Here is a 24,561-nt window from a genome sequence, read left to right as displayed (position 1 = left end):
CGTCCGCCGTTCGACGGTTCAGACTCGCGCGTGGACCCCGCCGAGCACGCGATCGAGATAGGGGTTCTGGAAGCGCCGCTCCGGGTCGAGCTCGTCGCGGACGGCGAGGAAGTCGTCGAAGCGCGGGTACACCTCGCGCAGAGTCTCGGCGGTCTGCGTGTGCATCTTGCCCCAGTGCGGGCGCCCGCCGCGGGCGCGCATGAGGTCTTCGACGGCGGCGAAGTACTCGCGCTGGTCTTCACGGAAGTACCGGTGCACGGCGATGTAGCCCGACTCGCGACCGTAGGCGGTCGAAAGCCAGTTGTCGTCGGCTGCGGCGGCGCGCACCTCGATCGGGAAGCTGATGCGCCAGCCCTTGCGTTCGATGAGCGCGCGGACCTCGCGCAGGGCCTCGGGCACCTCGGCGAGCGGAATCGCGTACTCCATCTCGCGGAAGCGCACCGTGCGGTTGGTCACGAACACCGACGGCGAGAAGTCGGAGAACTCCCGGCCGCTCTGCAGCTTGTCGACGAGACGGGCGAAGGCGGGGATGACGGCGGGCGCGGCCGTTCCGACCGCGCACGCCGCGCGGAACAGGCCGTTCGCGACGAGTTCGTCGTCGAGCCAGCGCGAGAACCGGCCGAGCGGCCGCCGCTCGGCATCGCCCGGCAGCCGCGTGTTCGTCTTCGTCATCGCGAGCTCGGTGTGCGGGTGCCAGTAGAACTCGAAGTGGTCGGCGCCGCGTACCCGCTCCTCCCAGCCGTCGAGCACCTCGGCGAGGGGCTCGGGACGTTCGACCGCATCGAGCACGTACCGCGGCACGAGCTGCAGCGTCACCTCGACGAGCACGCCGAGCGCGCCGAGGCCGAGGCGTACGGCGGGCAGCAGCTCCGAACGCTCGGTCTCGCTCACGGTGATGATCTCACCCGTGCCGGTGACGAGCTTCGCGGCGACGATCTGCGTCGCGAGCCCGCCGAAGCCGAAGCCGGTGCCGTGCGTGCCGGTCGAGGTCGCACCGGCGAGCGTCTGGCGATCGATGTCGCCCATGTTGGCGAGCGCGAGCCCGTACGGCGCGAGCAGCGCCGGCAGGCCGTGCAATGCCGTCCCGGCGCGGAGCGTCACCCGGCCCGTAGCTGCGTCGGCGTCGACGACGCCCGAGAGGTCGGCGAGATCGAGTTGCACATCGGGAGCGAGCGCGATTCCGGTGAAACTGTGGCCCGAGCCGACCGGCTTGACCCGGAGGCCGGACGCCGCGGCGGCCTGCACGGCGCGCTGCACCGCCTCGGCCGAGTCGGGTCGTTCGACGCGCAGCGGCCGCACCTGCTCGGTCCGGCTCCAGTTGCGCCATGTTGCTCCGGTCGCGGTCACAGGAACGCCATCCCCTCTCCCCGATACGACGGGATCATCTCCACGGTCTCGTCGCCGTCGACGACGGCGAACTCGTTCAGGTGCTCGGCGAGCTCGCCCGACTTGGTGTGGCGGAACCAGACCCGGTCGCCGACGGTCAGGCCGCGCGCCGCGCGCCCCGACACCGGAGTCTGCACCTCGCCGGCCATCTCCCGCGGCTCCATGACGAGCCCCTCGGGCCAGACGATGCGGGGCAGCCGGTCGGGCGCAGGCGGGCCCGACGCGACCCAGCCGCCACCGAGGATCGTCGCGTGCGCCGTGCTCGGGCGACGCACCACATCGAGGGCGAACGCCGCGGCTGGGGCGGGCGTGAAGTGCTCGTAGCCGTCGAACAGGTGACCGCCGAACAGCCCCGAGCCCGCGGCGATCTCGGTGATCACGGGATCGGCCGAGGTGCGCTCGAGCGAGCCGGTGCCGCCGCCGTTGACGAATTCGAGCTGTGCGACCTCCCGCACCGCCGCGACCGCGCGGGCCCGACGCTCGAGGAGTTCCGGCATCGAGCACGACTGCATCCAGCGGTTGACGGCGCCGTCGACCGGGCGACCGGCCGGCCGATTCACGACCCCCGCGATCTGCGCCTCGTACGACATCATGCCGACGAGTTCGAAGCCCGGGCGGCGGGCGATGTAGGCGGCGAGCGCCCCCGCGTCGGCGGGAGCGTGCACGGGAGAACGCCGCACCCCGAGGTGGCCGAGCACCGGGACATCCCAGGAGGCGTCGAGTTCGAGGCACACCCGGATCGTCTCGCGCCGGCCGGGGGGCAGCACCGCATCGATGAAGTCGAGCTGCGCGGGCGAGTCGACCATCAGGGTGATGCGCGCCGCGAAGTCGGGGTCGGTCGCGAGGCGGGTGAGACTCGCCCGCTCGGCCGTCGGGTAGCCGACGACGATGTCGTCGACCGTGTCGGCCAGCCAGAGCGCCTCGCCGAGGGTGTAGGCGAGCACCCCTTCGTAGCCGGGCATCGCGAGCAGCGATTCGATGACGCCGCGCACCCGGACCGACTTCGACGCCACCCTGATCGGCGTGCCGTTCGCCCGCCGCAGCATGTCGAGCGCGTTGTGCCGGAGTGCGCCGAGGTGAACGGCGCCGACGGGGGCGTCGAGGTGCGCGGTCGCCGCGGTGAGGCGCGGCCAGTGTTCGGCGGGCGTACGCCAGCTCGAGGCGTCGGTCGCGGGGCTGCCGGTCATTCTCAGGTCGAGCGAGGCCATCAGCGCACGCTCCGCACCCGGGCGACCGCGAACGCCCCTGCGGTCGAGAGCGCCGCACCGAGCAGGAACACGAGCATGAACGAGCCCGAGACGACGACCGCGGCCGCACCGATCATCGGAGCGACGGCCTGCGGCACGGCCGAGGCGATGTTCATTATGCCGAGATCCTTTCCGCGCGAGGTCGCATCGGGCAGCACCTGGGTGGCGAGAGCCTGGTCGACCGAGAGGAAGCAGCCGTAGCCGAGGCCGAGAAGGCCGGCGGCGATCATCGCGACGGTCAGGTCGGGGAAGAGGCCGAGCAGCAGCGCCGCGATCGCCTGCAGCGCCGAGGCGACGAAGACGAACTGCTTGCGGCGCCCGAGCCTGTCGGAGAGCCTGCCGCCGACGAGAGAGGCGATGATCACGAACACCATGTAGATGAGCGTGAGCACGATGAGGTCGGCCTCGGCGTTCGCATCGTTCAGCTGGAACATGAGGAAGTAGAGCAGGAGGCTCGTGCCGAGCGCGTTGCCGGTCGACACGAGCACCCGGCTGAGCAGCGTCCAACCGAAGTCGGGGTACTTCTTCGGGCTGATCCAGAACCCGGCGATGACGGTGCGCAGCGTCATCGGAGTACGCAGTGACGGCGCGAGCGGCTCGTCGTGCCGGGTGAGGAACGGCACGGCGAGCACGAGCAGGAGGACCGCGAGCAGGAGGTAGCCGAGCGTGGCGTCGGTCACGAGCTCGGTGACGAGGATGAGCCCGACGATGATGCCGACCGCCTGCGGCGCAGACATCCACCCCGACACGAAACCGCGCTGGTTCACCGGCACCTGGTCGGAGATCGTCGCGGTCAACGCGGCGGTCATGATGCAGAAGCCCACGGATGCCACGACCCACGCGGTGCCGATCGCCCACATCTCGGTCTGGAGGCCGAGCGCCACGAGCGCGGCGGCGAACACGAGCGCGCCGATGAGGATCCACGGCCGCCGCCTGCCGAACCGCGAGCTCGTGCGGTCGGAGAGTGCGCCGGTCAACGGGTAGGCGATGATCGTGGCGATCGCCGCGATGCCCGAGATGGTGCCGAACGCGACGACCGAGTCGACCCAGTGCTCGGGGCGGAGCTCGGCGTCGATCTGGGCGGGCAGCAGCAACTGCACCGGAGTGAGCTGCGCCATCCAGATGCCGAACCAGACGGTCGCGAACGACGCGATCCATCCGGCGCCGATGCGGCGCGTCGGTTCGGCGAACGCAGCGGGGGTGGTCGGGGCGCCGGGGGCGTCGGCACGCGTCATCGGGTGTCGGCCATTCTCGTGAGGGCGTCGGCGGCCGCATGCGCGACCGCCCGGGCGGCGGCGTCGTCGCGATCGACGAGCCAGGTGAGGGTGAGTCCGTCGGTGAAGGCGACGAGCACGCGCGCGACGCGTTCGACGGGGACGGTCCAGCGAGCGCCGGCGAGCTCGGCGCCGAGCTCGAGCGACTGCGCCGCCAGGGCGATGTACTTCGCGTACTGCGCGGCGGCGAGCGGGTGGCGCTCGGGCGAGCGCAGCGCGTACTGGGTGAGCTCGAGCATCGCCTGCTCGTGCTCGGGATCGGCCTTGAGGTGTTCGAAGTAGCGGAGGATGCCCGCCTCGACGAGCTCGAACAGCGTGAGCCCCTCGACCTCCTCGGGGGCGACCGCCTGCTGCTCGCGGGCGACGACCGTCGTGATGAGTTCGTCGATGAGCTCGTCGCGCGACTCGAAGGCGTAGTGGAAGCTCGCGAGGCTCATGCCCGCTTCGGCGACGATCGCGCGGGTGGTCGCGTGGGCGAGGCCCCTGCGGGAGACGACGACGAGCGCGGCGGCCACGAGCGCGGCGCGTCGCTCGGGTGCAGGAATCCGGGCCACATTGCTCCTCTCGACTGCGATGCCGACGAAGTGGGACAAACGTCCCAGTCGGATCAGTATGCACGAAAACGCTACGGCATGCATGCCCACCCACCCGCTACGCTCGCAACATGCGTCTCGGTGTTCTCGATGTCGGTTCCAACACGGTGCACCTCCTCGTCGTCGACGCGCACCGCGGCGCCCGCCCCATCCCCACGACCTCGCACAAGTCGGTGCTGCGCCTCATGCGGTACCTCGACGGCGACGGCGCCATCAGCGACGAGGGCGTCGCCGCGATCATCGAAGCCGTCGCGGCAGCCGCGGCCGCCGCCGCCGAGGCCGATATCGACGAATTCCTCCCGTTCGCGACCTCGGCGATCCGCGAAGCCGCGAACGGTGAAGAAGTGCTCGCCCGCGTCGCTCGCGACACCGGCGTCGAGCTGCAGGTGCTCCCCGGCGAGGACGAGGCGAACCTGACCTTCCTCGCCGTGCGGCGCTGGTACGGCTGGTCCGCCGACAACATCCTGCTCTTCGACATCGGCGGCGGCTCCCTCGAACTCACCCAGGGCATCGACGAGATCCCGGATGTCGCGCGGTCGGTGCCGCTCGGTGCCGGGCGGTCGACCGTGGAGTTCCTGCCCGACGACCCGCCCTCCGAAGCACAGGTCGCGCGGCTCCGCGCCCACGCCCGCGAACTGCTCACCGGCGAGGTCGGCGCGTTCCGCGATCTCCCTGCACCCGATCACGTCGTCGGCTCCTCGAAGACCATCCGTTCGCTCGCACGGCTCGCCGGCCACCTCGCGGAGGGCGTCGGGTCGAACGACCGCTACGTCCTCACGCGCCGCGGCCTCGACGACTGGACGCCCCGGCTCGCGAAGATCCCGGCCGACGCGCGACCGGCGCTGCCCGGCATCACCGCCGACCGCACCTTTCAGATCGTCGCCGGCGCGGTCGTCCTCTCCGAGGCGATGCGCGCCTTCGGCGTGCGCGAGCTCGAGGTCTCGCCGTGGGCGCTCCGTGAGGGGATCATCCTCCGCAGGCTCGACCTGATGGAGTGAGCCGGTGCCGATGCACCTCATCCGCGTCGCATGACGCCGAGCTCCTCGTACGAGGTGCCCGACGTGGTCAGGTCGCTGCAGTTCGGCGCCGGGCGCTCGACCGTGGTCTTCCTTCCCGACGACCCGCACTCGCCCGACCAGGTCGATCGGCTGCGCGAACATGCACGCGCCGTGCTCGCGAGCGCGGTCGCCGACTTCGCGGGTCTCGCCGCGCCTGATCACGTCGTCGGTTCGTCGAAGACGATCCGGTCGCTCGCGCGCCTCGCCGGCTGGACGGAGGACGGCGTCGGCTCCGACCATCGCAGCATCCTGCGGCGCAAGGGCCTCGACGACTGGATTCCCCGGCTCGCGCATCCCCGCGGATGCACGACCCGCGCTGCCGGGCATCTCCGCCGACCGCACGTTCCAGATCGTCGCGGGCGCGGTGGTGCTCTCCGAGGCGATGCGCGCCTTCGGCGTCTCCGAACTGGATGTCTCGCCGTGGGCGTTGCGCGAGGGACTCATCCTGCGTCGCCTCGACCTGATGGAGTGACGAACGGCGGCCGTGCATCGTGGTGCGCGACCGCCGCCGTTACGATGCCTGTTCCTGCATCCGGCGCTCGGCCATCGTCCCAGATGTTGTTCATGGAGGTATCCCTTCCATCGCTCGTCGAGGCCATCGCGCGCGAGGAAGCGTCGAAGCTACTCCCCCGCCGGCCATTTGCACATCATTCGATTCGAGCGAGGCCGAGCGTGGCGTACGCCGCGAGCGGCACGATGCCTACCGCGGCGGCGGCGACCCGCTCGTCGCCGGCGACCAGGACGTCGGCCTGCAGCGTGGCGACCGCGAGATACTCGGCGAGCGACGGATCGTCGAGATCGAGCTGTCGGGCAAACCGCCACGCTGTCGCTCGGGAGACGCGATCGCTGAGCAGCCGCATGCGGAGCGACGCCAGCCCCTCGAGACTGGTGCGCGCGTCCCGCTCGTCGAGGCGACCTTCGCGCACCTCGCGATAGAGCATCGCCATCGCATGGCTGCGGATGAGCGACGGTGCGACGAACGGATGTCGCACCTCGGCATTGCGCCCCTCACGGATGAGCCGCAGTGCCGTCACCGCGTCGATCGCGTGCCTGGTCGCTTCCGCGTCGCCCATCGCTACCGCTGATCACCGCGCTTGGCCGAAGCGACGCGCGACCAGATCTTCGATTGCCACTGCGAGCGGTTGATCCTCCGGTTCGACGCCATTGAGGAAGACGAGGCCTCCGTCCTCGTCCACCTCAACCAGAATCTCGACGATCGAAAGCACGGCAGCCAAGCGTTCGACGAACCCGCGATGCGAAATCACCGTCGACGCGCGGACTGGGACTGCAGAGAGGATGCGCAGAACCTCCTCTTCGACACGCCGAGGGTCGTGTTCCCCACTCTCGTTCACGAGGAGATGAGGGTCTGCTGTGCGAGCATGCACCCCGAGTACGCCGTGCTGAGGTCGGACGCTGTAACCTTCCACGTTGCCGTTCGACTGCCCGACTTCCAGAAGTGAGTGCGACCCGCGGACGACGTATAGCGATGAACCCCGCCTGTGTAGAACTTCACCGATCCAGTGATGTTCGTCGATGCATGCACGTACACCACATATCCTGTGCCGCATGACTCCGTCCCAGAAATCGACGTCGTCGCGGCCGTCGCGCTGGGCATGCCGGCAGTCACCGACAGCAGCCCTGCAACTACGAACGTCGAGCCGATCTTCCAGCCGATCCCGGTTCGCCTCCCCTTGCCCGCTTCCATGTCGGCATTGAAGCAGCGCTGAAGCGGCATGCCGACCAAATCGTCGGGCGTGTCGGTTGTGCACGCCCGGCAATATCGCTTCCGATCCGACGCCGTGCACAGCGCCGCCTGCCCGCACCAGTGCTCCCGCTGGGACTCGAACCCAGACTTGAGCGGGTTTAAGCCGCCTGCCTCTGCCGATTGGGCTACGGGAGCGTGCGCTCCCCGAGAAGTGGAACGCGGCGCCGCCCCGATGGGCGACGCCGCGTCTCAGCTTAGTCAGGAGCCGCCGGCTACTTGGCGGCGACGGGCTCCTTCTTGGCGGGCTTCGCCGTCTTGACCGCCGCGTCGGCGGCAGGCGCGGGCGCCTCGACCGCCGGCGGCTTCGGACGAGCCGCGAAGAGCTCGAACTGGGCGCGCGGGTTCTGCACCGCCTCGAGCGCGACGATGTCGCGGCCGAGCCAGAAGTTGTTCCACCAGCCCCAGAACACGCGGAACTTGCGCTCCCAGCTCGGCATCGCGAGACCGTGGTAGCCGCGGTGCGCGAACCAGGCGGGCAGGCCCTTGATCGCGAGCTTGCCCGACTGGAACACGCCGGAGCCGATGCCGAGACCGGCGACCGCACCGAGGTTCTTGTGGAGGTACTGCTTCGGCTCCTCGCCGCGGAGCACTGCGACGATGTTCTTCGCGAGCAGCTTGCCCTGACGCACGGCGTGCTGGGCGTTCGGCACGCAGTAGCCGCCGACGCCGCCGCCTGAGAGGTCGGGCACGGCCGAGATGTCGCCGGCCGCCCAGGCATCGGCGACGAACTCCTCGTCGTCGCCCACGCGGAGGTCGGCGCGGGTCTTGATGCGTCCGCGCTCCTCGACGGGAAGGTCGCTCGTGCGCACGATCGCCGGGTTCGCCATGACGCCGGCCGTCCAGACGATGAGGTCGGACTCGAAGCTCTCGCCGGTCGACAGCTCGATCCGGCCGTCCTGCGCGCTCGTGAGCTGGGTGTCGAGGTGGATCTCGGCACCGCGCTGCGCGAGGTGCTTGATGACCCAGTGGCTCGTCTCGAGCGAGACCTCGGGCATGATGCGGCCCATCGCCTCGATGAGGTGGAAATGCGTCTCGTCGAACGTCAGCTGCGGGTAGTACTCGAGCAGCGAGCTCGCGAAGGAGCGGAGCTCGGCGAACACCTCGATGCCGGCGAAGCCGCCGCCGACGACCGTGACGGTGAGCAGTCGCTCGCGCTCGGGGCCCGCGGGCAGGCTCGCCGCGCGGTCGAAGTTGGAGACGAGGCGGTCGCGGATCGCGACGGCCTCTTCGATCGTCTTCAGGCCGATCGCGTTGTCGGCGATGCCGGGGATCGGGAAGGTGCGCGACACGGCACCGCCGGTCACCACGACGACGTCGTACTCGAACTCCCACGGCTCGCCGAGCTCGGGGGTGATCGTCGCGGTCTTCGAGGCGTGGTCGATCTTCGTGACCTTCGCCGTGATGACGCTGGTCTTCTTCAGATGGCGGCGCTGCGAGGTGACCGCGTGGCGGGCCTCGATCGAACCCGCCGCGACCTCGGGCAGGAACGGCTGGTAGGTCATGTACGGCAGCGGGTCGACGACCGTCACCTCGGCCTCGCCGGTACGCAGCCACTTCTCGAGCTTCCACGCCGTGTAGAACCCCGCATAGCCACCGCCGACGATGAGAATCTTGGGCACGGTGAATGGACTCCTCAGTATCTGGTGATGCGGGCTGATGCGTGCGATCACTGCTCGCGAATGCGGACAGTCCGCCTGGTATGCCGAGTGGCGCCGATGCCCAACAGCGCTGCTAGCGTACCAAATCCTGCGACGAGCGAGAGCGGCACCGTGATGTAGGCCAATGTCCACGGCGTCGGGAGCAGCGTCGCCGTGCCCTCGTCGGCCGGCGGCGGCGGGTCGGCGATCGGCACGATCTCGGTTTCGGGCGAATCGGTCGGCGCCGTCGTCGAGGATGCGCGCCGGTGCAGGGTGATCCATTCCTCGAGACTGCCGAGCGGATTCGCCTCGACCTCCTCGACGTCGGCCTCGAGCGCGGGGACGGGGTCGATCAGCCCGTACCCGTAGAGCGGGCTCGGCACCTCGTGCCCGTTCGGGTCGGCGGTCCGGATGACCCGGTTGATGACGTTCGCCGCGTCGAGCTCGGGGAACTCGGCGCGCACGAGCGCCACGAGCCCCGAGACGAGCGGGGTCGCCGCGCTCGTGCCGTCCCAGATGACGACGCGACCGTCGGGCCTCACGCCCACGAGGTCTTCGCTCGGTGCGGCGACGCCGAGGGTGATGCCCTGCGAGCTCGCGCCGAGGCTCGCGTTCTTCTGCTTGTCGACGCCCGCGACGGCGAGCACGCCCGGAATCGTCGCCGGCGCACCGACCTCGGCCGTGCCGCTGCCCCGGTTGCCGGCCGCCGCGACGACGACGACGTCGTGCTCGAAGGCGTAGGTGAACGCCTCGTCCCAACTCTCGGGCCAGTCGCGGGTGTTGCGGGTGAGTGACATGTTGATGACGTCGGCACCGTTGTCGACGGCCCACCTCACACCCTCGGCGATCTGCTCGTCGTTGCTCTTCTCGGCGCCGGTGTCCTGGCCGAATGCGACCGACACCGTCAGCAGCTCGGCCTCGGGCGCGACGCCGATGACGCCGGTGCCCTCACCCGTGCCGCGCCCCGCGAGGAGCGAGGCGACCATCGTGCCGTGCCCGCTCTCCTCGGGGTCGCCGACCGGCGTCTGCCCGTCGGGAGTGCCGAGGCCCGAGACATCCGTGCCGCCGGCGACGGCACCGCGGAGTTCGGCGACGTTGCCGTTCACTCCCGTGTCGATGATCGCGACGGTGACGCCTTTGCCCTTCGTGGTGTTCCACGCCGTCGTGAAGCCGTAGTCGCCGAGCCAGTACTCGTAATCGCGCACGGTGTCGGCGCGCGCGGGCGCGGCACCCCCGAGCAGCACTGCGGCAGCCGCGACCGCGGCGGTCGCGGTCTTCGCGAGCGTCGATGCGAGGCGGCCCCGGCTGCGGGTCATTTCGCGTCGACTCCGTAGTCGGGGCATCGGCAGACGTCGGGCGACCAGCTCGACCGTTCGAGCGCGAGGTCGCCGATGGGGTTCAGGCCCGGCCCGGCCGCGAGCGACTGGGCGGCGAGCGCGTGCAGGCACTTCACCCGGGTCGGCATGCCGCCCGCCGAGATGCCGTCGACCTCGGGCACATCGCCGAACCCGGCTCGGTCGGCGAGGTACTCGCGGTGGGCGTGCTCGTACGCGGCGCGCACGCCGTCGTCGCTCGCGAGCAGCTCGGTGCACTCGACCATGAGCTGGGCCGCCTCGAGGAACGACATCGCGGCCGTCGCGCCCGGGTGCGAGAGGTAGTAGAACGTCGGGAAGGGCGTGCCGTCGGCCAGGCGCGGCGAGGTCGCGACGACCGTCGGCGCGCCGCAGACGCAGCGCGCGGCGATGCCGACCACGTTACGGGCGGGGCGGCCGAGCTGGGCCGAGACGATGGCGAGGTCGCGTTCGGCGACCTCGTCGAACGGGGGCCGGGTCATCGCGCGCCCTCCGCGTCGGGGGTCGCCGGGGCGCCGCTCTCGGGCGCGGCCGGGTCTCCGGCCTCGGGGGCCAGCCCCGCGGTCACCACGGAGTCGAGCAGGGTGCGCATCCAATCGCCCTTCGATTCGGTCACTTCGGCCGAGACCTCGGCGGCGTCCTCCGCCTTCGCGGCCTCGCTGCGGTCGTCGATGACGAGGTAGCTCACCTCGCCCGGCATCACGTAGTACAGACGTTCACGCGCCTGCGTGACGATGAACGTCTCGTCGTTCCAGCGCTCGCGCTCGTCGCGCAGGCGCTGGACCTCGGTCTCCTGGGCGGCGACCGCGGCGCGCAGCTCGGCGAGCTGCGCACGCTGCTGCGCGAAGGCCGCGATCGTCGGTGCGAGCACCACGACCGCGAGCACGAGCACCCCCAGCATGATGAGCGAGAAACCTGAGAAACGGATGCCACTGAGCCACCCCGCACGCACGGAGTCCGTCGATCCGCCGGGGGCGGGCTTCGCCGAGGCGCGCGGCGTCGTGTTCTTCGGCGGCTTCTTCGGCGGCTTCTTCGACGTCGCGGGCTTCGACGAAGTCGATCTCGCCGAAGTCGCGGCCTTCGCCGAGGACTTCGCAGCCTTCGCGGCACCGGACGACGCCGGCTTCGCGGACGACGCGGGCTTCGCGGCATCCGCGCCCTGGTTCTGCTGCGCGCGCGAGCGCGGCGTGCGCGCTCCGGAAGGGTCGGCGGGGCGTCGGGGGTTGCGGGCGGAATCGTCGTTCATCGCTCTCCTCCCGGCCCGGCAGAGAACGACGGGGGCGGCCACCCGGCCGCCCCCGTCGCTGATCAGCTACGCTGTCACGCCGTGAAGCGCGGGAACGCCGTGCGACCGGCGTACACCGCGGCCTCACCGAGCTCTTCTTCGATCCTCAGAAGCTGATTGTACTTGGCGACGCGCTCCGAGCGGGCGGGCGCGCCCGTCTTGATCTGACCGCAGTTGGTCGCGACCGCGAGGTCGGCGATCGTGGTGTCCTCGGTCTCGCCCGAACGGTGCGAGAGCACCGCGGTGTAGCCCGAGCGCTGCGCGAGCGAGACCGCGTCGAGCGTCTCGGTCAGGGTGCCGATCTGGTTGACCTTCACGAGGATCGAGTTGCCCGCGTGCTTGGCGATGCCGTCGGCCAGGCGCTTCGGGTTCGTCACGAACAGGTCGTCGCCGACGAGCTGGAGCTTCTGCCCGAGCTCGGCGGTGAGGGCCGTCCAGCCCTCCCAGTCGTCCTCGGCGAGCGGGTCCTCGATGGAGATGAGGGGGTACGCCGCGGCGAGCTCGGCGTAGTACGCGCTCATCTCGGCCGAGCTGCGGTCCTGGCCTTCGAAGCGGTAGACGCCGTTCTCGAAGAACTCGGTCGCCGCGACGTCGAGGCCGAGCGCGATGTCGGTGCCGAGCGTGAAGCCGGCCTTCTGCACGGCCTCGGAGATGAAGTCGAGGGCGTCGCGGTTCGACGCGAAGTCGGGGGCGAAGCCGCCCTCGTCGCCGAGGCCCGTCGAGAGGCCCTTCGCCTTCAGCAGGCTCTTCAGTGCGTGGTAGGTCTCGACGCCCCAGCGGAGGCCCTCGGAGTACGTCGGCGCGCCGATCGGCAGGACCATGAACTCCTGGATGTCGACGCCGGTGTCGGCGTGCGCGCCGCCGTTGATGATGTTCATCATCGGCACGGGCAGCACGTGCGCGTTCGGTCCGCCGAGGTAGCGGAACAGCGGCAGGTCGGCCGCCTCGGCGGCGGCCTTCGCGACCGCGAGGCTCACACCGAGGATGGCGTTCGCGCCGAGCGCGCTCTTGTTGTCGGTGCCGTCGGCCTCGATGAGGGCCGCGTCGACGAGGCGCTGGTCGCTCGCGTCGAGGTCTTCGATGGCCGGACCGAGGTCGTCGAGCACGGCGTCGACGGCCTTCTGCACGCCCTTGCCGAGGTAGCGGTCGGCGTCGCCGTCACGCAGTTCGTAGGCCTCGAACGCACCGGTGGAGGCGCCCGAGGGCACGGCCGCGCGGGCGAGGGTGCCGTCGTCGAGCAGCACCTCGACCTCGACTGTCGGATTGCCGCGCGAATCCAGAATCTCGCGCGCGCCTACAGCTTCGATGAATGCCACAGTGGACTCCTCGTGTGATGGGGGTGACTGATGGACGACTCCGTCGTGATCCGCTCCCGAGTCTAGAGGTCGAGGATGTCTCGTGCTCGCCCGCGACGTCGCCGCATCGACGCACGACCCGCCCCCGCCTCATCATCCTCCCGTCACTGCCCGTGCCCACCCCCAACCCGAGTGGGCGAACTTTGCAGGGTTCCGAAGCCCGACCCGACCAAGAACGCCCACTCGCAGGGGAAGGGCTCGGGAGCGCGGCTCCGCCGAAGACGAACCCCGCCGAGTGGGCGAAGTTGGCGCGATTCGTGCGCAAGTTGTCGCCGACATCGCCCATTCGATTCGCCGAGCTCCGCTTTCCTCGGTCGGCTGTGGAGAGATGCCGGAACGAGCGCGACGGATCCGCGAGCATGCAGGGATGACGCGACGCACCGTTGACCCCATCCCGCGAGGCGGAGCCGTACGGACGAGCGAGCATGCGAGCTTCGACACGACCCGCGGCCGATTGCGTGCCAAGTCGATCCAGCACCCCTTCACCGGTGTGAGCGCCGTCGGGCTCGACCTCGAAGCGGTCGTCGACCTGTGCGAGGCGTATCGGCCACTCCTCCGACCCGGCGAGGCCTACAGCCACGCGACCGCCGCATTGCTGTACGGCGCACCGCTTCCATCATGGGCGGCGGCGGTGCGGCCGCTCCACGTGCTGAGCCCCACCGTGACGCGACCCCGCACGCGGGGCACCGTCGGCCACCGCGCGATGCGAGCCTTCCCAGTCAGCCTGAGACTCGGCCTGCCCGTCGTGACCCCGGCCGACATGTGGATGCAATCGGCGGGCACGCTGGGGCATCGCGACTTGGTCGCGGTCGGGGACTTCCTCGTCACGGGGCGTCTCCACGGTCGCGCGGCGGAAGGCCCGTTCTGCACGCCGGCCGAACTCGTCGCCGTGGTCGAGCGGAGCACGGGTCGTCGCGGCCTCGCCTCCGCACGCCGGGCTCTTGAGCAGATAAGGGTGGGCGCGGCATCGCGCCCCGAAACGCTGCTGCGCCTCGTCGTCGTCGAGGCCGGACTCCCCGAACCGGCGATCGGCCCTCCGGTCATCGTCGCCGGTGGTCTCGTGCTCCACCCCGATCTCGCCTACCCCGACTTGCGGATCGCGATCGAGTACGAGGGCGCGGGGCATCGTGACGCCGGCCGGTGGGAGCGTGATATCGAGCGGCGCGAACTCTTCGAGGATGCCGGTTGGCGAGTCATCCGGATCACGAAGACCGCGCTGTTCGAGAATCCTGAGGGCATCGTCCGGCGTATCCGGGAGGCCCGAGTGGCGCGCGCGGCATGAGACTTGATCGAGTGGGCGAAGTTGGCTGGTTCTCGAAAGAGAACACCGCCAACTTCGCCCACTCGGCACAGCGGTGAGGTGAGGCGCGGCGGCGCGGCGGCGCGGCGGCGCGGCTACGCGCCGAGTTCGCGGAACTCGAGTGCGGCGGCGTCGCCGGTCGCGTCCGTCACGGTCGCGAAGGCGTCGAATCCGTCGGCGGTCACGCGGTCGAGCAGGGCGCGCAGGTTCTTGGTGCGGCGTTCGAGGCGAACACGGGTGCCGGATGCCACGAGCTCGGCCTTGAGGGCGAGCAGGCGCGCCTGCTGCACATCCCCGTCGTAGACCAGCACGACCGCACGCGGGCGCGCATCGTCGTCGATCTCGAGCAGGTCGATGATGCGCTCGAAGCCGATCGAGAAGCCGCAGGCCGGCACCTCCTGCCCCAGGAACCGCCCGATCATGCCGTCGTAGCGACCGCCGCCGCCGAGCGAGTAGCCGTACTCGGGGTGCGCGATCTCGAAGATCGTACCCGTGTAGTAGCCCATGCCGCGCACGAGCGTCGGGTCGAACTCGATCGCGGCGCCGGGAAGGGCCGCGCGCAGCGCGAGGAGGTCGTCGTAGGCAGCCCGGTCGAGCCACGCGGGCGCCGCGTCGGCGAGGTGCCAGTCGGCGCTCGTGAGCTCCTCGAGGGCGCGCGCGACGACGGAGGCATCGGGAATCGCGCTGATCTCTGCGAGTTCGGCGGCGACGCCCGCGACGCCGATCTTGTCGAGCTTGTCGATCGTGATGAGCGCCCGCTCGCGCAGCTCGTCGGGCACGCCCCACGACGCGAGGATCCCCGCGAGGACGCGCCGGTCGTTGAGTCGGATGGAGCAACCGGTGAGCCCGAGCGCGTCGAGCGTCGCGACGGTCGCGGTCAGCAGCTCGAGCTCGGCGAGCTGCCCCGCCTCGCCGATGATGTCGATGTCGCACTGCACGAACTGGCGGTAGCGCCCCTTCTGCGGGCGCTCGGCACGCCACACGGGTGCGATCTGGATCGAGCGGAACACCGGAGGCAGCGCCGCGCGGTGCGTCGCGTAGAAGCGCGCGAGCGGCACGGTCAGGTCGTAGCGCAGCCCGAGGTCGGCGAGCGAGAGGGCGTCGTCGGATGCCGCGGCGCGCGCGAGGTCGGCGGTGTCGAGGCCGCGCTTCATGACGGCGAAGGCGAGCTTCTCGTTGTCACCGCCGAGGCCGGCGTGCAGGCGGCTCGAATCCTCCATCACGGGCGTCTCGATCTCGTCGAAGCCGTGGGCCGCGTAGACCCCGCGGATCACGCCGAGGGCGTGCTCGCGGCGGGCCTTCTCGGCGGGGAGGAAGTCGCGCATGCCGCGCGGAGGAGTGACGGAAGCGGCCATGCGTGCCATTCTTCCAGTTGTGCGGGACGACCCGGCGCACGAGGAGGCACGATGGCAGGCATCACGGTCACGGGCGTCGCCCGATCGTTCGGCGAGGTGCACGCGGTCCGCGATGCGAGCTTCGAGGTCGCCCCGGGCAGCGTCGCAGGGCTCATCGGCCCGAACGGCGCGGGCAAGACGACCCTGCTGCTGATGCTCGCGACCCTGCTCGCGCCCGACGCGGGCACGATCCGCATCGCCGGATACGATCCCGTGACCGAACCGCACCAGGTGCGCCGGCGCATGGGTTGGATGCCCGACGTGCTCGGCTCGTGGCCGACCCTCAGCGTACGGGCCGCGCTGACGACGAGCGCCCGAATGTACGGAATGGGTGCCGACGAGGCATCCGCTCGTGCACAGCAGCTCGTCGAGCTCGTCGACCTCGTCCCGCTCGCCGAGCAGGCGACGCGGGTGCTCTCGCGCGGGCAGAAGCAGCGGCTGAGCCTCGCCCGCGCCCTCGTGCACGACCCCGAGGTGCTGCTGCTCGACGAGCCGGCCTCGGGTCTCGACCCCGCCGCCCGCGCCGAGCTCCGCGAGCTCGTGCGCCGACTCGCCGGCGAGGGCAAGACGATCCTCGTCTCGAGCCATGTGCTCGCCGAGCTCGAGGAGATGGCCGACTCGGCGGTGTACCTCGCGGCCGGCGCGACCGCCGCGCCCGAGGAGGTCGCGCGCGCCGGCCGGTCCGCGAGGCACTGGCGGATCCGCTCGCTCGACGCCGAACGGCTGGTCTCCGCCCTCGGCGACGCGGGCTTCGGCGAGGTCGCGGTGGTCGACCGCTTCGGTGCGGTCGTGCCGCTCACGAGCGAGCCGGACGCTGCGCAACTGCTCGCCCATCTCATCGGTTCGGGCGTGCCGGTCTCGTCGTTCGCGCCGGCCGTCGGCGATCTCGAACACGTCTTCCACGACCTCAATCGGGCGGGAGACGACGCATGATCGGGTTCTTCCAGGGCATGTGGCTGATCGTCGCCCTCGACCTCAAGCAGCGGGTGCGCGGCGTCGCCTGGTACGTGCTGCTCGGCGTCTTCGTGCTGCTCGTGACGATCGTCACGGTGCTCGTCGTCATCGCGACGAACGCGTGGGACTCGGGCGGCGGAGCGGTCTTCTCGACCGTGGTGTTCTTCGTCCTGCTGCTCGGCACCCTCGTCTCCCCCGCGCTCTCGGGCAACGCCATCAACGGCGAGCGCGAGGCGGGTACGCTCGCGACCACGCAGGTGACGCTCGTGACGACCGCGCAACTCGTCGTCGGCAAGTGGCTGGCCGCCTGGATCACCGCCCTCGCCTTCCTCGTCGCCTCGGTGCCGTTCCTCGTGTTCGGTGTCGTGCTCGGCGAGGTCTCGGCATCGACGATCGCGGTGTCGCTCGTGGTGCTCGCCGTCGAGGTCGGGGTGATCGCCGCGATCGGCGTGGGCCTGTCGGGGGTGATCGCGCGGCCGCTCTTCTCGGTCGTCGTGACGTACCTCGTCGTCGCCGCGCTCTCGATCGGCACGCTCATCGCCTTCGCGCTCGGCGGGGCGGCGATGCAGTCGACGGTGCACAGCACCTACATCTCGGTCGATTACGAGGCCCTCGACGACTCGGGGCAGATCCCCGACGGCGACGAGGTGCCGTGCCTGGCCCCGGTCGTCAGCGAGTACCCGACACCTCGGTGGGACTACGTCTGGGGATTCCTCGCGGCGAACCCCTACGTCGTCGTCGCGGATGCCTCGCCCGGCACCTTCGACGAGCACGGTTCGCCGCGCGACCTCTTCGGCTGGATCGCGGTCGGCGTGCGCCAGGCGCAGCACGCGCCCGACCTCGAGACGACGTACGACGAGTGCGCAGACTGGCGGAAGTACGGCGCCTACGGGTACGGGGGTCCGGGCGAGGGCGAGACCCCGAAGGAGGTCTACGAGCGCTCGGTGCCGTCGTGGTTCGTGGGGCTCTCGATCCACGTGCTGCTCGGCGCGGGCGCGCTCGCGTGGGCCTGGCGTCGCACCGAGGTGCCGGTGAAGCGCCTCGCCCCGGGCAGCCGCATCGCCTGAGCCGAGGCGGGCGCCCGCTCAGCCGGCCGGTTCGGCCGCGCGCGCCGCCTCGGCGCGCCGCACCTCGCCCTCGAACTCGCGCACGGCGGCGCGGAGGGCGCGTTCGGCGTCGAGCCCCTGATCCCGCGCTGCGGCCACGAGCCCGAACAGCTGTCGCCCGAGCTCCGCCTCGGTGGCGGGCACGGCGATGGGCGCCGTGTCGGGCGTGACCGGCCACGGGGCATCCTGCGCCGTGACGCCGGCCTTCTCGGCCTTGCCGAGCACCTTGCGGGCGAGCGCGAGCGCCGGCATGCCGCGCGGCACCCCGTCGAGCACGCTCGTGCGGTGCGGCTTCTCGTCGGCTTTCAGGTCCTCCCAGAAGGCGACGACGTCGTCGGCGGTCGCAGCCTCGCGGTCGCCGAAGACGTGCGGATGCCGCGACACCATCTTGGCCGTCATGTGACGGGCGACGTCGTCGATGTCGAAGCGCTCGTCGCCCGTATGGGCGGCGATGTCGGCGTGGAAGAGCACCTGGTAGAGCACGTCGCCGAGCTCCTCGAGCATCTCGGCGCGGTCGCCGGCCTCGATGGCGTCGATGAGCTCCCAGCACTCCTCGACCAGGTACTGCACGAGCGATTCGTGGGTCTGCTCTGCGTCCCACGGGCACCCGCCCGGGGCGCGCAGCAGGGCGACGGTGGCGACGAGTTCGTCGAGTCCGGGGTGGGGTGCGCTCATACGGGCAGCCTAGGCGGCGGGCGCGCCGTGTGCGCGGTGCGGTCAGTGCACGAGCGCGAGCAGCAGCCCGACGCCGATGAAGAGCACGCCGAAGACCGTGTTCACGATCCGCTGTCCGCGGACCGAGCGGGTGAAGCGGCGCATCCCGTGCGCGGCGAGCGCGAAGAAGCCCCACATCACGATGACGTCGACCACGATGACGGTCGCCCCGACGATGAGGTACTGCAGCAGCAGCGGCTGGCCGGGCCGGATGAACTGCGGCAGGAAGGCGAGGAAGAACACGATCGCCTTCGGGTTCAGCAGATTCACCCAGAGGCCCCTGCGGAACATCGACCAGCGCGACTCGGGTGCGGCGGCCGGGGCCGGCCGCGAGGCATCCGCGTCGCCTTCTGCGTCGCCTTCTGCGTCGCCTTCTGCGTCGCCTTCTGCGTCGCCCGCGAGCTGCGGCTTCGCGAGCAGTTGCCGGATGCCGAGGTAGACGAGATATGCGGCGCCCGCGTATCGGATCGCCTCGAAGGCGATTGGCGAGCTCGCGACCAGGACGCCGACGCCTGCGGCGACGATGAGGATGTGCACGACGAGCGCGGCCTGCTGCCCGAGGATGCCCCAGATCGATCGGCGGAACCCGGAGTTCAGGGAGTTGCCCATCGTGTTGATCGCTCCCGCACCCGGGGTGAAGCTGATCACGAAGCAGGCGGCGAGGAGCGTCGCCCAGAGCGAGAGGGTCACCGCTCAAGCGTAGGCGCGTCTGCGCGGCACGCCTGCCGACCCGGGGCGCCCCGGCCGGCCGCCCGATAGACTCGATCGCGGAGTGCCGGGAAGTCTGGTCGGCCGGCGGGAGACCGTCGTCACCGTTCCTCCAGCGGCGCCGCACCGTCTCCGGCCCCACGCGCACGCGACTTCCGAACAGGAGTCCCATGAACTTCCTCCGCTCCGAGCGATGGGCCGCGGCCCTGCTCCTCATCGCCGCCGCCCTCGGTCTGCTGCTCGCGAACACGGCGGCCGGCCCCGCGTTGCTCGAGGCCAAGAACGCCCACCTCGACCTCGCGTGGATCGGGCTCGACCTCTCGGCCGGCCATTGGATCAGCGACGGACTGCTCGCGATCTTCTTCTTCATCGTCGCCGTCGAACTCAAGCGCGAACTCGTCATCGGCGAGCTCAACAGCCTCTCGAAGGCCATGCTGCCGGCGATCGCCGCGGTCGGCGGCGTGGTCGTGCCCGCGCTGATCTACTTCGGATTCACGGCCGGCACGCCGACCGTCGACGGTTGGCCCATCCCCACCGCGACCGACATCGCCTTCGCCCTCGGCGTGCTCGCCGTGTTCGGCACCTGGATCCCGACGCGCGTGCGCGTGTTCCTTCTCGCCCTCGCCGTGCTCGACGACCTCATCGCGATCCTCATCATCGCGTTCTTCTTCACGAGCGACGCCGACCTCGCCGCGATCGGGTTCGCCGGCATCGCGATCGCCCTGTTCGGTGCGGTCAGCCGACTCATGAAGCCGCGCTCGGCGTGGATCCTCGCCCGCCGCCCGCAATGGCCCATCGTGCTGCTGCTCGTCGTGCTCGGCGTGCTCGCGTGGTACTTCATCTACCAGTCGGGCGTGCACGCCACGATCGCCGGCGTCGCACTCGGTCTCGTGATGGCCCGGCGCCCGGGCGGCCGCGCCGTGCACGCGCTCGAACCGTGGTCGAACGGCGTCATCCTGCCGCTGTTCGCATTCTCGGCGGCGATGGTCGCCGTGCCGCAGGTGAGCCCGAGCGAACTCGACCCGGCGTTCTGGGGCATCCTCGTGGGGCTGCCGGTCGGCAAGATCGTCGGCATCCTCATCGCCGGCGGCATCGGTGGACTCGTGGCCCGACGGAGGTCGGGCACTCCCCTCACGCTCGGCGATCTGCTCGTCGTGGGCACCCTCGGCGGCATCGGGTTCACCGTGTCGCTGCTCATGAACGAACTCGCGTTCGCGGGCCTCCCCGAGGTCGCGGATGAAGGCACCCTCGCCGTGCTGCTCGGCTCGGGCATCGCGATCGTCGCCTCGGGCGTCGCGGTCAGCGTGCGCTCGGCGCAGTACCGTCGCCGCGGAGCGCCGGCCGGGCCGAGCGGTGCGTTCTCACGCTGAGCGGCCTTCGTTGCGGGGGCGGCTCGCCGCCATGGAATCGGTGATCGCCACGAATTCGGGCGTTTCGCGCTGATTCGCCCGAATTCGTGGCGATCGCCGAATTCGTGGCGGGCGGGCGTGCGTGCACGGGGGCCAGCGTGCGGCGCGCCGGGCGGTGCCGCGGCCGACGCGCCGGCCGCGCCCCGCTCACACCTTGGGCGCCGCCGCCCCGTCGCTCGGCTCGAAGATGTTCGCGACGAGCCGCGACACCCACTCGATGAGTTCGCCGTCGGGCAGCATCTCGCCACCGGGCATCGGGAACGGCACGAGGATCACGTCGTTCTGCGCGAAGTGCTTCGCCCCCTGGTACATGCGCTCGAGTCGCACCCGACGCGAGTCGGGGATCTTCGCGGGCGCGATGCGCAGCTTCGACCCGGTTGCGAGCAGGTCGCTGAGGCCCGCGAGCTGAGCCTGCCTGCGCAGCCGGGAGATCGCGACGAGATGCTGCACCTGCTCGGGCGGGGTGCCGTAGCGGTCGACGAGCTCCTCGAGCACCGTGTCGATCTGACCGTCCTTCGCCGCCGGGCCGCTCGCAGCCGAGAGCTTCTGATACGCCTCGAGCCGCAGGCGCTCGCTGTTGACGTACTCTTCGGGGATGTGCGCGTCGACGGGCAGTTCGAGCCGAAGCTCGGTCTGACCTTCGGCGACGTCGCCGCGGAATGCGGAGACGGCCTCGCCGATCATGCGGAGGTACAGGTCGAAGCCGACTCCCGCGATGTGGCCCGCCTGCTCGGCGCCGAGCAGGTTGCCGGCGCCGCGGATCTCGAGGTCTTTCAGGGCGACCTGCATGCCCGACCCGAGTTCGTTGTTCGCCGCGATCGTCGACAGCCGGTCGTGCGCGGTCTCGGAGAGCGGCTTCGCCGGATCGTAGAGGAAGTACGCGTAGGCGCGCTCGCGGCCGCGGCCGACGCGCCCGCGCAGCTGGTGCAGCTGGCTGAGCCCGTACTTGTCGGCCCGGTCGATGATGATCGTGTTCGCGTTCGAGATGTCGAGGCCGGTCTCGATGATGGTCGTCGAGACGAGCACGTCGAACTTGCGCTCCCAGAAGTCGTTCACGATCTGCTCGAGCACGTGTTCGTTGAGCTGGCCGTGCGCGACCGCGATGCGCGCCTCGGGCACGAGCTCGGCGAGCTGGGCCGCGACCCGGTTGATCGACGAGACGCGGTTGTGCACGAAGAACACCTGGCCCTCGCGGAGCATCTCGCGGCGGATCGCCGCCCCCACCTGCTGCTCGGAGTACGGCCCCACGAAGGTGAGGATGGGGTGCCGGTCTTCCGGCGGGGTGGCGAGGGTCGACATCTCACGGATGCCGGTGACGGCCATCTCGAGGGTTCGCGGAATCGGCGTCGCGCTCATCGCGAGGATGTCGACGTTCGTCTTCAGCTTCTTGAGCGCGTCCTTGTGCTCGACACCGAACCGCTGCTCCTCGTCGATGATCATGAGGCCGAGGTCTTTGAACTTCACCTTCTCGGTGAGGATGCGGTGGGTGCCGATGACCATGTCGACCGTGCCGTCGGCGAGACCCGCGATCGTCTCGCGCACCTCCTTGTCGGTCTGGAACCGGCTGAGCGGTCGCACGTGCACCGGAAACCCTGCGAAACGCTCGCTGAAGGTCTCGAGGTGCTGCTTCGCGAGGAGCGTCGTGGGCACGAGCATCGCGGCCTGCTTGCCGTCTTGGATGGCCTTGAACGCGGCACGCACGGCGACCTCGGTCTTGCCGAAGCCGACATCGCCGGCGAGCAGGCGGTCCATCGGGATGGGCCGCTCCATGTCGGCCTTGACCTCGTCGATCGTCTGCAGCTGATCGTGCGTCTCGGCGAACGGGAACGCCTCCTCGAGCTCGTGCTGCCACGGGGTGTCGGGGCCGAAGGCGTGCCCCTTCGCCGCCATGCGAGCCGAGTACAGCTTCACGAGTTCGACGGCGATCTCGCGCACCGCCCTGCGGGCCTTCGACTTCGCCTGCGACCAGTCGCTGCCGCCCATCTTCGAGAGCGCGGGTGCCTCGCCGCCGACGTAGCGCGAAAGCAGGTCGAGCTGGTCGGTCGGCACGAACAGGCGGTCGCCCGCCTGGCCGCGTTTCGAGGGCGCATACTCGAGCACGAGGTACTCGCGTACCGACTTGGGCTGCTGCTGGATGCCGGCGGTGCGACTCGGGCCCTTGGGGCGGGCGCCGGTCGCCACCTCGCGCTGCACCATCTCGACGAACCGGCCGATGCCGTGCGTCTGGTGCACCACGTGGTCGCCGGCCCTCAGCTGGAGCGGATCGACGACGTTGCGGCGGCGCGAGGCGAGCTTCTTGCCCTGCCGTGCGTCATAGCCGGCGGCGCGGCCGTAGAACTCGGCCTCGGCGATGAGCCCGAGCTTCGCCTCGGGCACCTCGAAACCGCGCGCGGCGTCGGCGTGCACGAGGTAGGCGACACCGGGTTCGAACTCGTTCGGCGTCTCCTCGACGATGCGTGCGGCGAGGCCGGCCTCGGCGAGCACGTCGCGGGCGCGCTCGACGAGCCCCTGCCCGGCCGAGACCACGACGAGCGACCAACCCTCGCGGAGGCGCCCGGCCACGTGCTCGACGGCCCCCTCCACGTTGCCCTGGAAGCTCGGCATCGCGTTGGCCGCGACGCGGCGGGTGGCGTCGGCGGCCCGCGCGGCCAGCTCGGCGGCGTCGCCCCCGGCGGCCGCGACCACCTCGGCGGCGTCGCCGAGATCGAAGCTCGAGAAGTTCCACCACACCCGGTGCGGGTCGGGCTCGCCAGGAGCACTGTAGATCGCGGCGTCGCGCAGCGCCCGTACCGTGAGGAAGTCGCCCGCGGCGAGGTCGATCGGCGCCTCGGCACCGTGGGTCGCGGCCATCCACGCGGCCGACAGGAACTCGCGGTTCGTCTCGCCGAGGCTCACCGCTCGCCCCGACACCCGCTCGGGTTCGAGCACCGCGAGCGCGGCGCCCTCGGGCAGGTAGTGGGTGATCGGCACGAGCCGATCGAGGAGGGCGGGCGCGAGCGACTCCATGCCCTCGACCGGAATGCCCTCGGCGATCTTCTCGAGCATCGCCGAGAGGCTCGGGAACTCGTGCACCATCTCACGGGCACGCTGTCGTACGGGGGCGGTCAGCAGCAGTTCGCGGCTCGGTGAGAGCACGACCCGTTCAACCGGCTCGGGCAGCGACCGCTGGTCGGCGACCGAGAAGGCCCGCAGTTCTTCGACCTCGTTGCCGAAGAACTCGACGCGCACCGGGTGGTCGGCCGTCGGCGGGAAGACGTCGAGGATACCGCCGCGAACCGCGAACTCGCCGCGCCGGGCGACCATGTCGACGCGGGCATACGCGAGATCGACGAGCCAGAGCGCGATCTGCGAGAGGTCGTACCCGCGCCCGCCCGCGACGAGTTCGATGGGTGCGTGCTCGGCGAGGTTGTCGGCGAGCGGCTGGAGTGCAGCGCGCACCGAGGCGACGATGATGAGCGGATGCCTCGCCGACGATGCCGACCATTCGTGCATGCGGCGAAGGGCATGCAGTCGTCGGCCGACGGTCTCTGCGCTCGGCGAGAGGCGCTCGTGCGGCAGCGTCTCCCATGCGGGGAAATCGAGGAGCTCGGCGTCGGCCGGCAGGTAGGGCGCGAGCGATGCGCGCAGCGCCTCGCCCTCGCGGCTCGTGGCGGTGATGACGAGCATCGCCGGGGGCAGTCCCGCTTCGACCCGGCGGGCGAGGAGCCCGGCCAGCAACGGCGCATCGAGCCCTGCCGGAGCCGAGAAGTCGGCGCTGCGCTGGGCCTCAGCCAGGGCGCGATCGATCGTGGAGGCGCGCGAAAGCGCAGTGGACAGACCCTGCAGACTCACCCGACGAGTCTAGCCGCGCCCGCCGAGACGTCGGCCGGCGCACGTCGGGCGCACTCGGACGTGCCGAATGCAGGATGTTCCGCCCGCCGCGCCGCGCGCGAGTGCCGATGCCACGGTGTGCCGCCGAGTCATCCTGCATTCTGCACGCACGCGGCACGAGCGAAGGCCGACGCACCCGACAGCGGACCCGGGT

General features: G+C 70.8%; 22 protein-coding genes and 1 tRNA gene. 8 read left to right on the top strand and 15 right to left on the bottom strand.

The features are described 5' to 3' along the window. Nucleotides 1-18: 18 nt before the first annotated feature. The 4 genes from H516_RS0112385 to H516_RS19940 are packed head-to-tail and all read right to left on the bottom strand — an operon-like array spanning nt 19 to nt 4,461. Nucleotides 19-1,347, bottom strand: coding sequence for a D-arabinono-1,4-lactone oxidase (locus tag H516_RS0112385; RefSeq protein ID WP_022890030.1), 1,329 nt, complete (start codon nt 1,345-1,347; stop codon nt 19-21). Next, on the bottom strand, nt 1,344-2,594 hold the full coding sequence (locus H516_RS0112380; protein WP_022890029.1) for an alanine racemase: 1,251 nt from the start codon (nt 2,592-2,594) through the stop codon (nt 1,344-1,346). Before H516_RS0112380 ends, H516_RS0112385 begins: the two co-directional genes overlap by 4 nt. Next, entirely contained in the window at nt 2,594-3,868 is a 1,275-nt protein-coding gene (locus H516_RS0112375) for an MFS transporter (RefSeq protein WP_022890028.1), read from the bottom strand. Before H516_RS0112375 ends, H516_RS0112380 begins: the two co-directional genes overlap by 1 nt. Next, nucleotides 3,865-4,461 carry a TetR/AcrR family transcriptional regulator gene (locus tag H516_RS19940; RefSeq protein ID WP_169513523.1) on the bottom strand — a complete coding sequence of 199 codons (597 nt, stop codon included), beginning with the start codon at nt 4,459-4,461 and terminating at the stop codon, nt 3,865-3,867. The genes H516_RS0112375 and H516_RS19940 overlap by 4 nt, the downstream gene beginning before the upstream one ends. Before the next feature lie 110 nt (nt 4,462-4,571). On the opposite strand from H516_RS19940, the gene H516_RS0112365 reads away from it, so the two are divergent. Both H516_RS0112365 and H516_RS21810 read left to right on the top strand, forming a co-directional pair. Further along, nucleotides 4,572-5,498, top strand: coding sequence for a Ppx/GppA phosphatase family protein (locus tag H516_RS0112365; RefSeq protein WP_022890026.1), 927 nt, complete (start codon nt 4,572-4,574; stop codon nt 5,496-5,498). Nucleotides 5,499-5,658: 160 nt separating this feature from the next. Beyond that, nucleotides 5,659-6,030, top strand: coding sequence for a Ppx/GppA phosphatase family protein (locus tag H516_RS21810; protein WP_022890025.1), 372 nt, complete (start codon nt 5,659-5,661; stop codon nt 6,028-6,030). 175 nt (nt 6,031-6,205) lie between these two features. Here H516_RS21810 and H516_RS22180 read toward each other — a convergent pair whose 3' ends face one another. Then, nucleotides 6,206-6,631 (bottom strand): PIN domain-containing protein, encoded by a 426-nt coding sequence (locus tag H516_RS22180; RefSeq protein ID WP_022890024.1) that lies wholly within the window; start codon nt 6,629-6,631, stop codon nt 6,206-6,208. A gap of 21 nt (nt 6,632-6,652) precedes the next feature. Here H516_RS22180 and H516_RS0112345 point away from each other — a divergent pair, with 21 nt between their 5' ends. Together H516_RS0112345 and H516_RS22175 are read left to right on the top strand one after the other, a co-directional pair. Beyond that, the gene (locus tag H516_RS0112345) at nt 6,653-7,018 is read left to right on the top strand and encodes a hypothetical protein (RefSeq protein WP_022890023.1); all 366 of its coding nucleotides are present in this window, start codon (nt 6,653-6,655) and stop codon (nt 7,016-7,018) included. Nucleotides 7,019-7,081: 63 nt separating this feature from the next. After that, nucleotides 7,082-7,285 carry a hypothetical protein gene (locus tag H516_RS22175; protein WP_157432247.1) on the top strand — a complete coding sequence of 68 codons (204 nt, stop codon included), beginning with the start codon at nt 7,082-7,084 and terminating at the stop codon, nt 7,283-7,285. Between the two features lie 99 nt (nt 7,286-7,384). Here H516_RS22175 and H516_RS0112335 read toward each other — a convergent pair. From H516_RS0112335 to eno, 6 genes are all read right to left on the bottom strand, one after another. Beyond that, nucleotides 7,385-7,458, bottom strand: a tRNA-Leu gene (locus H516_RS0112335). A gap of 77 nt (nt 7,459-7,535) precedes the next feature. Then, on the bottom strand, nt 7,536-8,942 hold the full coding sequence (locus H516_RS0112330; protein WP_022890021.1) for an NAD(P)/FAD-dependent oxidoreductase: 1,407 nt from the start codon (nt 8,940-8,942) through the stop codon (nt 7,536-7,538). 47 nt (nt 8,943-8,989) lie between these two features. Next, on the bottom strand, nt 8,990-10,276 hold the full coding sequence (locus tag H516_RS0112325; RefSeq protein WP_022890020.1) for a S8 family serine peptidase: 1,287 nt from the start codon (nt 10,274-10,276) through the stop codon (nt 8,990-8,992). Continuing rightward, the gene (locus H516_RS0112320) at nt 10,273-10,794 is read right to left on the bottom strand and encodes a DUF501 domain-containing protein (RefSeq protein ID WP_022890019.1); all 522 of its coding nucleotides are present in this window, start codon (nt 10,792-10,794) and stop codon (nt 10,273-10,275) included. The genes H516_RS0112325 and H516_RS0112320 overlap by 4 nt, the downstream gene beginning before the upstream one ends. After that, the gene (locus H516_RS22730) at nt 10,791-11,558 is read right to left on the bottom strand and encodes an FtsB family cell division protein (protein ID WP_245561805.1); all 768 of its coding nucleotides are present in this window, start codon (nt 11,556-11,558) and stop codon (nt 10,791-10,793) included. The genes H516_RS0112320 and H516_RS22730 overlap by 4 nt, the downstream gene beginning before the upstream one ends. Before the next feature lie 74 nt (nt 11,559-11,632). Next, nucleotides 11,633-12,913, bottom strand: coding sequence for a phosphopyruvate hydratase (gene eno / locus H516_RS0112310; RefSeq protein ID WP_022890016.1), 1,281 nt, complete (start codon nt 12,911-12,913; stop codon nt 11,633-11,635). Between the two features lie 406 nt (nt 12,914-13,319). On the opposite strand from eno, the gene H516_RS19915 reads away from it, so the two are divergent. Then, nucleotides 13,320-14,234, top strand: a complete 915-nt coding sequence (locus H516_RS19915) for an endonuclease domain-containing protein (protein ID WP_022890015.1) — start codon at nt 13,320-13,322, stop codon at nt 14,232-14,234. Nucleotides 14,235-14,347: 113 nt separating this feature from the next. Here H516_RS19915 and hisS read toward each other — a convergent pair whose 3' ends face one another. Next, nucleotides 14,348-15,607, bottom strand: a complete 1,260-nt coding sequence (gene hisS / locus H516_RS0112300) for a histidine--tRNA ligase (RefSeq protein ID WP_022890014.1) — start codon at nt 15,605-15,607, stop codon at nt 14,348-14,350. A 51-nt stretch (nt 15,608-15,658) separates the two neighbouring features. Between hisS and H516_RS0112295 the strand changes: the two genes are divergently transcribed. Both H516_RS0112295 and H516_RS0112290 read left to right on the top strand, forming a co-directional pair. Then, entirely contained in the window at nt 15,659-16,579 is a 921-nt protein-coding gene (locus H516_RS0112295; protein ID WP_022890013.1) for an ABC transporter ATP-binding protein, read from the top strand. Continuing rightward, complete coding sequence (locus H516_RS0112290) at nt 16,576-17,667, top strand: ABC transporter permease (RefSeq protein WP_022890012.1); 1,092 nt, start codon at nt 16,576-16,578, stop codon at nt 17,665-17,667. The genes H516_RS0112295 and H516_RS0112290 overlap by 4 nt, the downstream gene beginning before the upstream one ends. A gap of 18 nt (nt 17,668-17,685) precedes the next feature. Here the strand turns inward: H516_RS0112290 and H516_RS0112285 are convergent, their stop codons facing one another. Then, on the bottom strand, nt 17,686-18,381 hold the full coding sequence (locus H516_RS0112285) for a nucleoside triphosphate pyrophosphohydrolase (protein ID WP_022890011.1): 696 nt from the start codon (nt 18,379-18,381) through the stop codon (nt 17,686-17,688). A gap of 42 nt (nt 18,382-18,423) precedes the next feature. Continuing rightward, entirely contained in the window at nt 18,424-19,110 is a 687-nt protein-coding gene (locus H516_RS0112280; protein ID WP_022890010.1) for a LysE family transporter, read from the bottom strand. A 188-nt stretch (nt 19,111-19,298) separates the two neighbouring features. Here H516_RS0112280 and H516_RS0112275 point away from each other — a divergent pair, with 188 nt between their 5' ends. Continuing rightward, nucleotides 19,299-20,498: a Na+/H+ antiporter NhaA gene (locus H516_RS0112275; RefSeq protein WP_022890009.1), complete on the top strand. Its 1,200-nt coding sequence runs from the start codon at nt 19,299-19,301 to the stop codon at nt 20,496-20,498. Between the two features lie 186 nt (nt 20,499-20,684). Here the strand turns inward: H516_RS0112275 and mfd are convergent, their stop codons facing one another. Further along, a complete protein-coding gene (gene mfd, locus H516_RS0112270; protein ID WP_022890008.1) occupies nt 20,685-24,368 on the bottom strand; it encodes a transcription-repair coupling factor in 3,684 nt (1,227 codons plus the stop codon). Nucleotides 24,369-24,561: the final 193 nt, after the last annotated feature.

The sequence above is a fragment of the Agromyces italicus DSM 16388 genome (assembly GCF_000421545.1).
GTDB lineage: Bacteria > Actinomycetota > Actinomycetes > Actinomycetales > Microbacteriaceae > Agromyces > Agromyces italicus.
This window is presented reverse-complemented; position numbering and strand designations above follow the sequence as displayed.

Bases quoted from the DNA above. Each gene is read 5' to 3' on its own strand.
- H516_RS0112275 (WP_022890009.1), top strand. From the start codon at position 19,299: ATGAACTTCCTCCGCTCCGAGCGATGGGCCGCGGCCCTGCTCCTCATC.
- H516_RS0112380 (WP_022890029.1), bottom strand. From the start codon at position 2,594: ATGGCCTCGCTCGACCTGAGAATGACCGGCAGCCCCGCGACCGACGCC.
- H516_RS21810 (WP_022890025.1), top strand. From the start codon at position 5,659: ATGCACGCGCCGTGCTCGCGAGCGCGGTCGCCGACTTCGCGGGTCTCG.
- H516_RS22180 (WP_022890024.1), bottom strand. From the start codon at position 6,631: ATGGGCGACGCGGAAGCGACCAGGCACGCGATCGACGCGGTGACGGCA.
- H516_RS0112365 (WP_022890026.1), top strand. From the start codon at position 4,572: ATGCGTCTCGGTGTTCTCGATGTCGGTTCCAACACGGTGCACCTCCTC.
- H516_RS0112290 (WP_022890012.1), top strand. From the start codon at position 16,576: ATGATCGGGTTCTTCCAGGGCATGTGGCTGATCGTCGCCCTCGACCTC.
- H516_RS0112375 (WP_022890028.1), bottom strand. From the start codon at position 3,868: ATGACGCGTGCCGACGCCCCCGGCGCCCCGACCACCCCCGCTGCGTTC.
- H516_RS0112325 (WP_022890020.1), bottom strand. From the start codon at position 10,276: ATGACCCGCAGCCGGGGCCGCCTCGCATCGACGCTCGCGAAGACCGCG.
- H516_RS0112295 (WP_022890013.1), top strand. From the start codon at position 15,659: ATGGCAGGCATCACGGTCACGGGCGTCGCCCGATCGTTCGGCGAGGTG.
- H516_RS0112320 (WP_022890019.1), bottom strand. From the start codon at position 10,794: ATGACCCGGCCCCCGTTCGACGAGGTCGCCGAACGCGACCTCGCCATC.
- H516_RS19915 (WP_022890015.1), top strand. From the start codon at position 13,320: ATGACGCGACGCACCGTTGACCCCATCCCGCGAGGCGGAGCCGTACGG.
- H516_RS0112285 (WP_022890011.1), bottom strand. From the start codon at position 18,381: ATGAGCGCACCCCACCCCGGACTCGACGAACTCGTCGCCACCGTCGCC.
- hisS (WP_022890014.1), bottom strand. From the start codon at position 15,607: ATGGCCGCTTCCGTCACTCCTCCGCGCGGCATGCGCGACTTCCTCCCC.
- H516_RS22730 (WP_245561805.1), bottom strand. From the start codon at position 11,558: ATGAACGACGATTCCGCCCGCAACCCCCGACGCCCCGCCGACCCTTCC.
- H516_RS22175 (WP_157432247.1), top strand. From the start codon at position 7,082: ATGTTCGTCGATGCATGCACGTACACCACATATCCTGTGCCGCATGAC.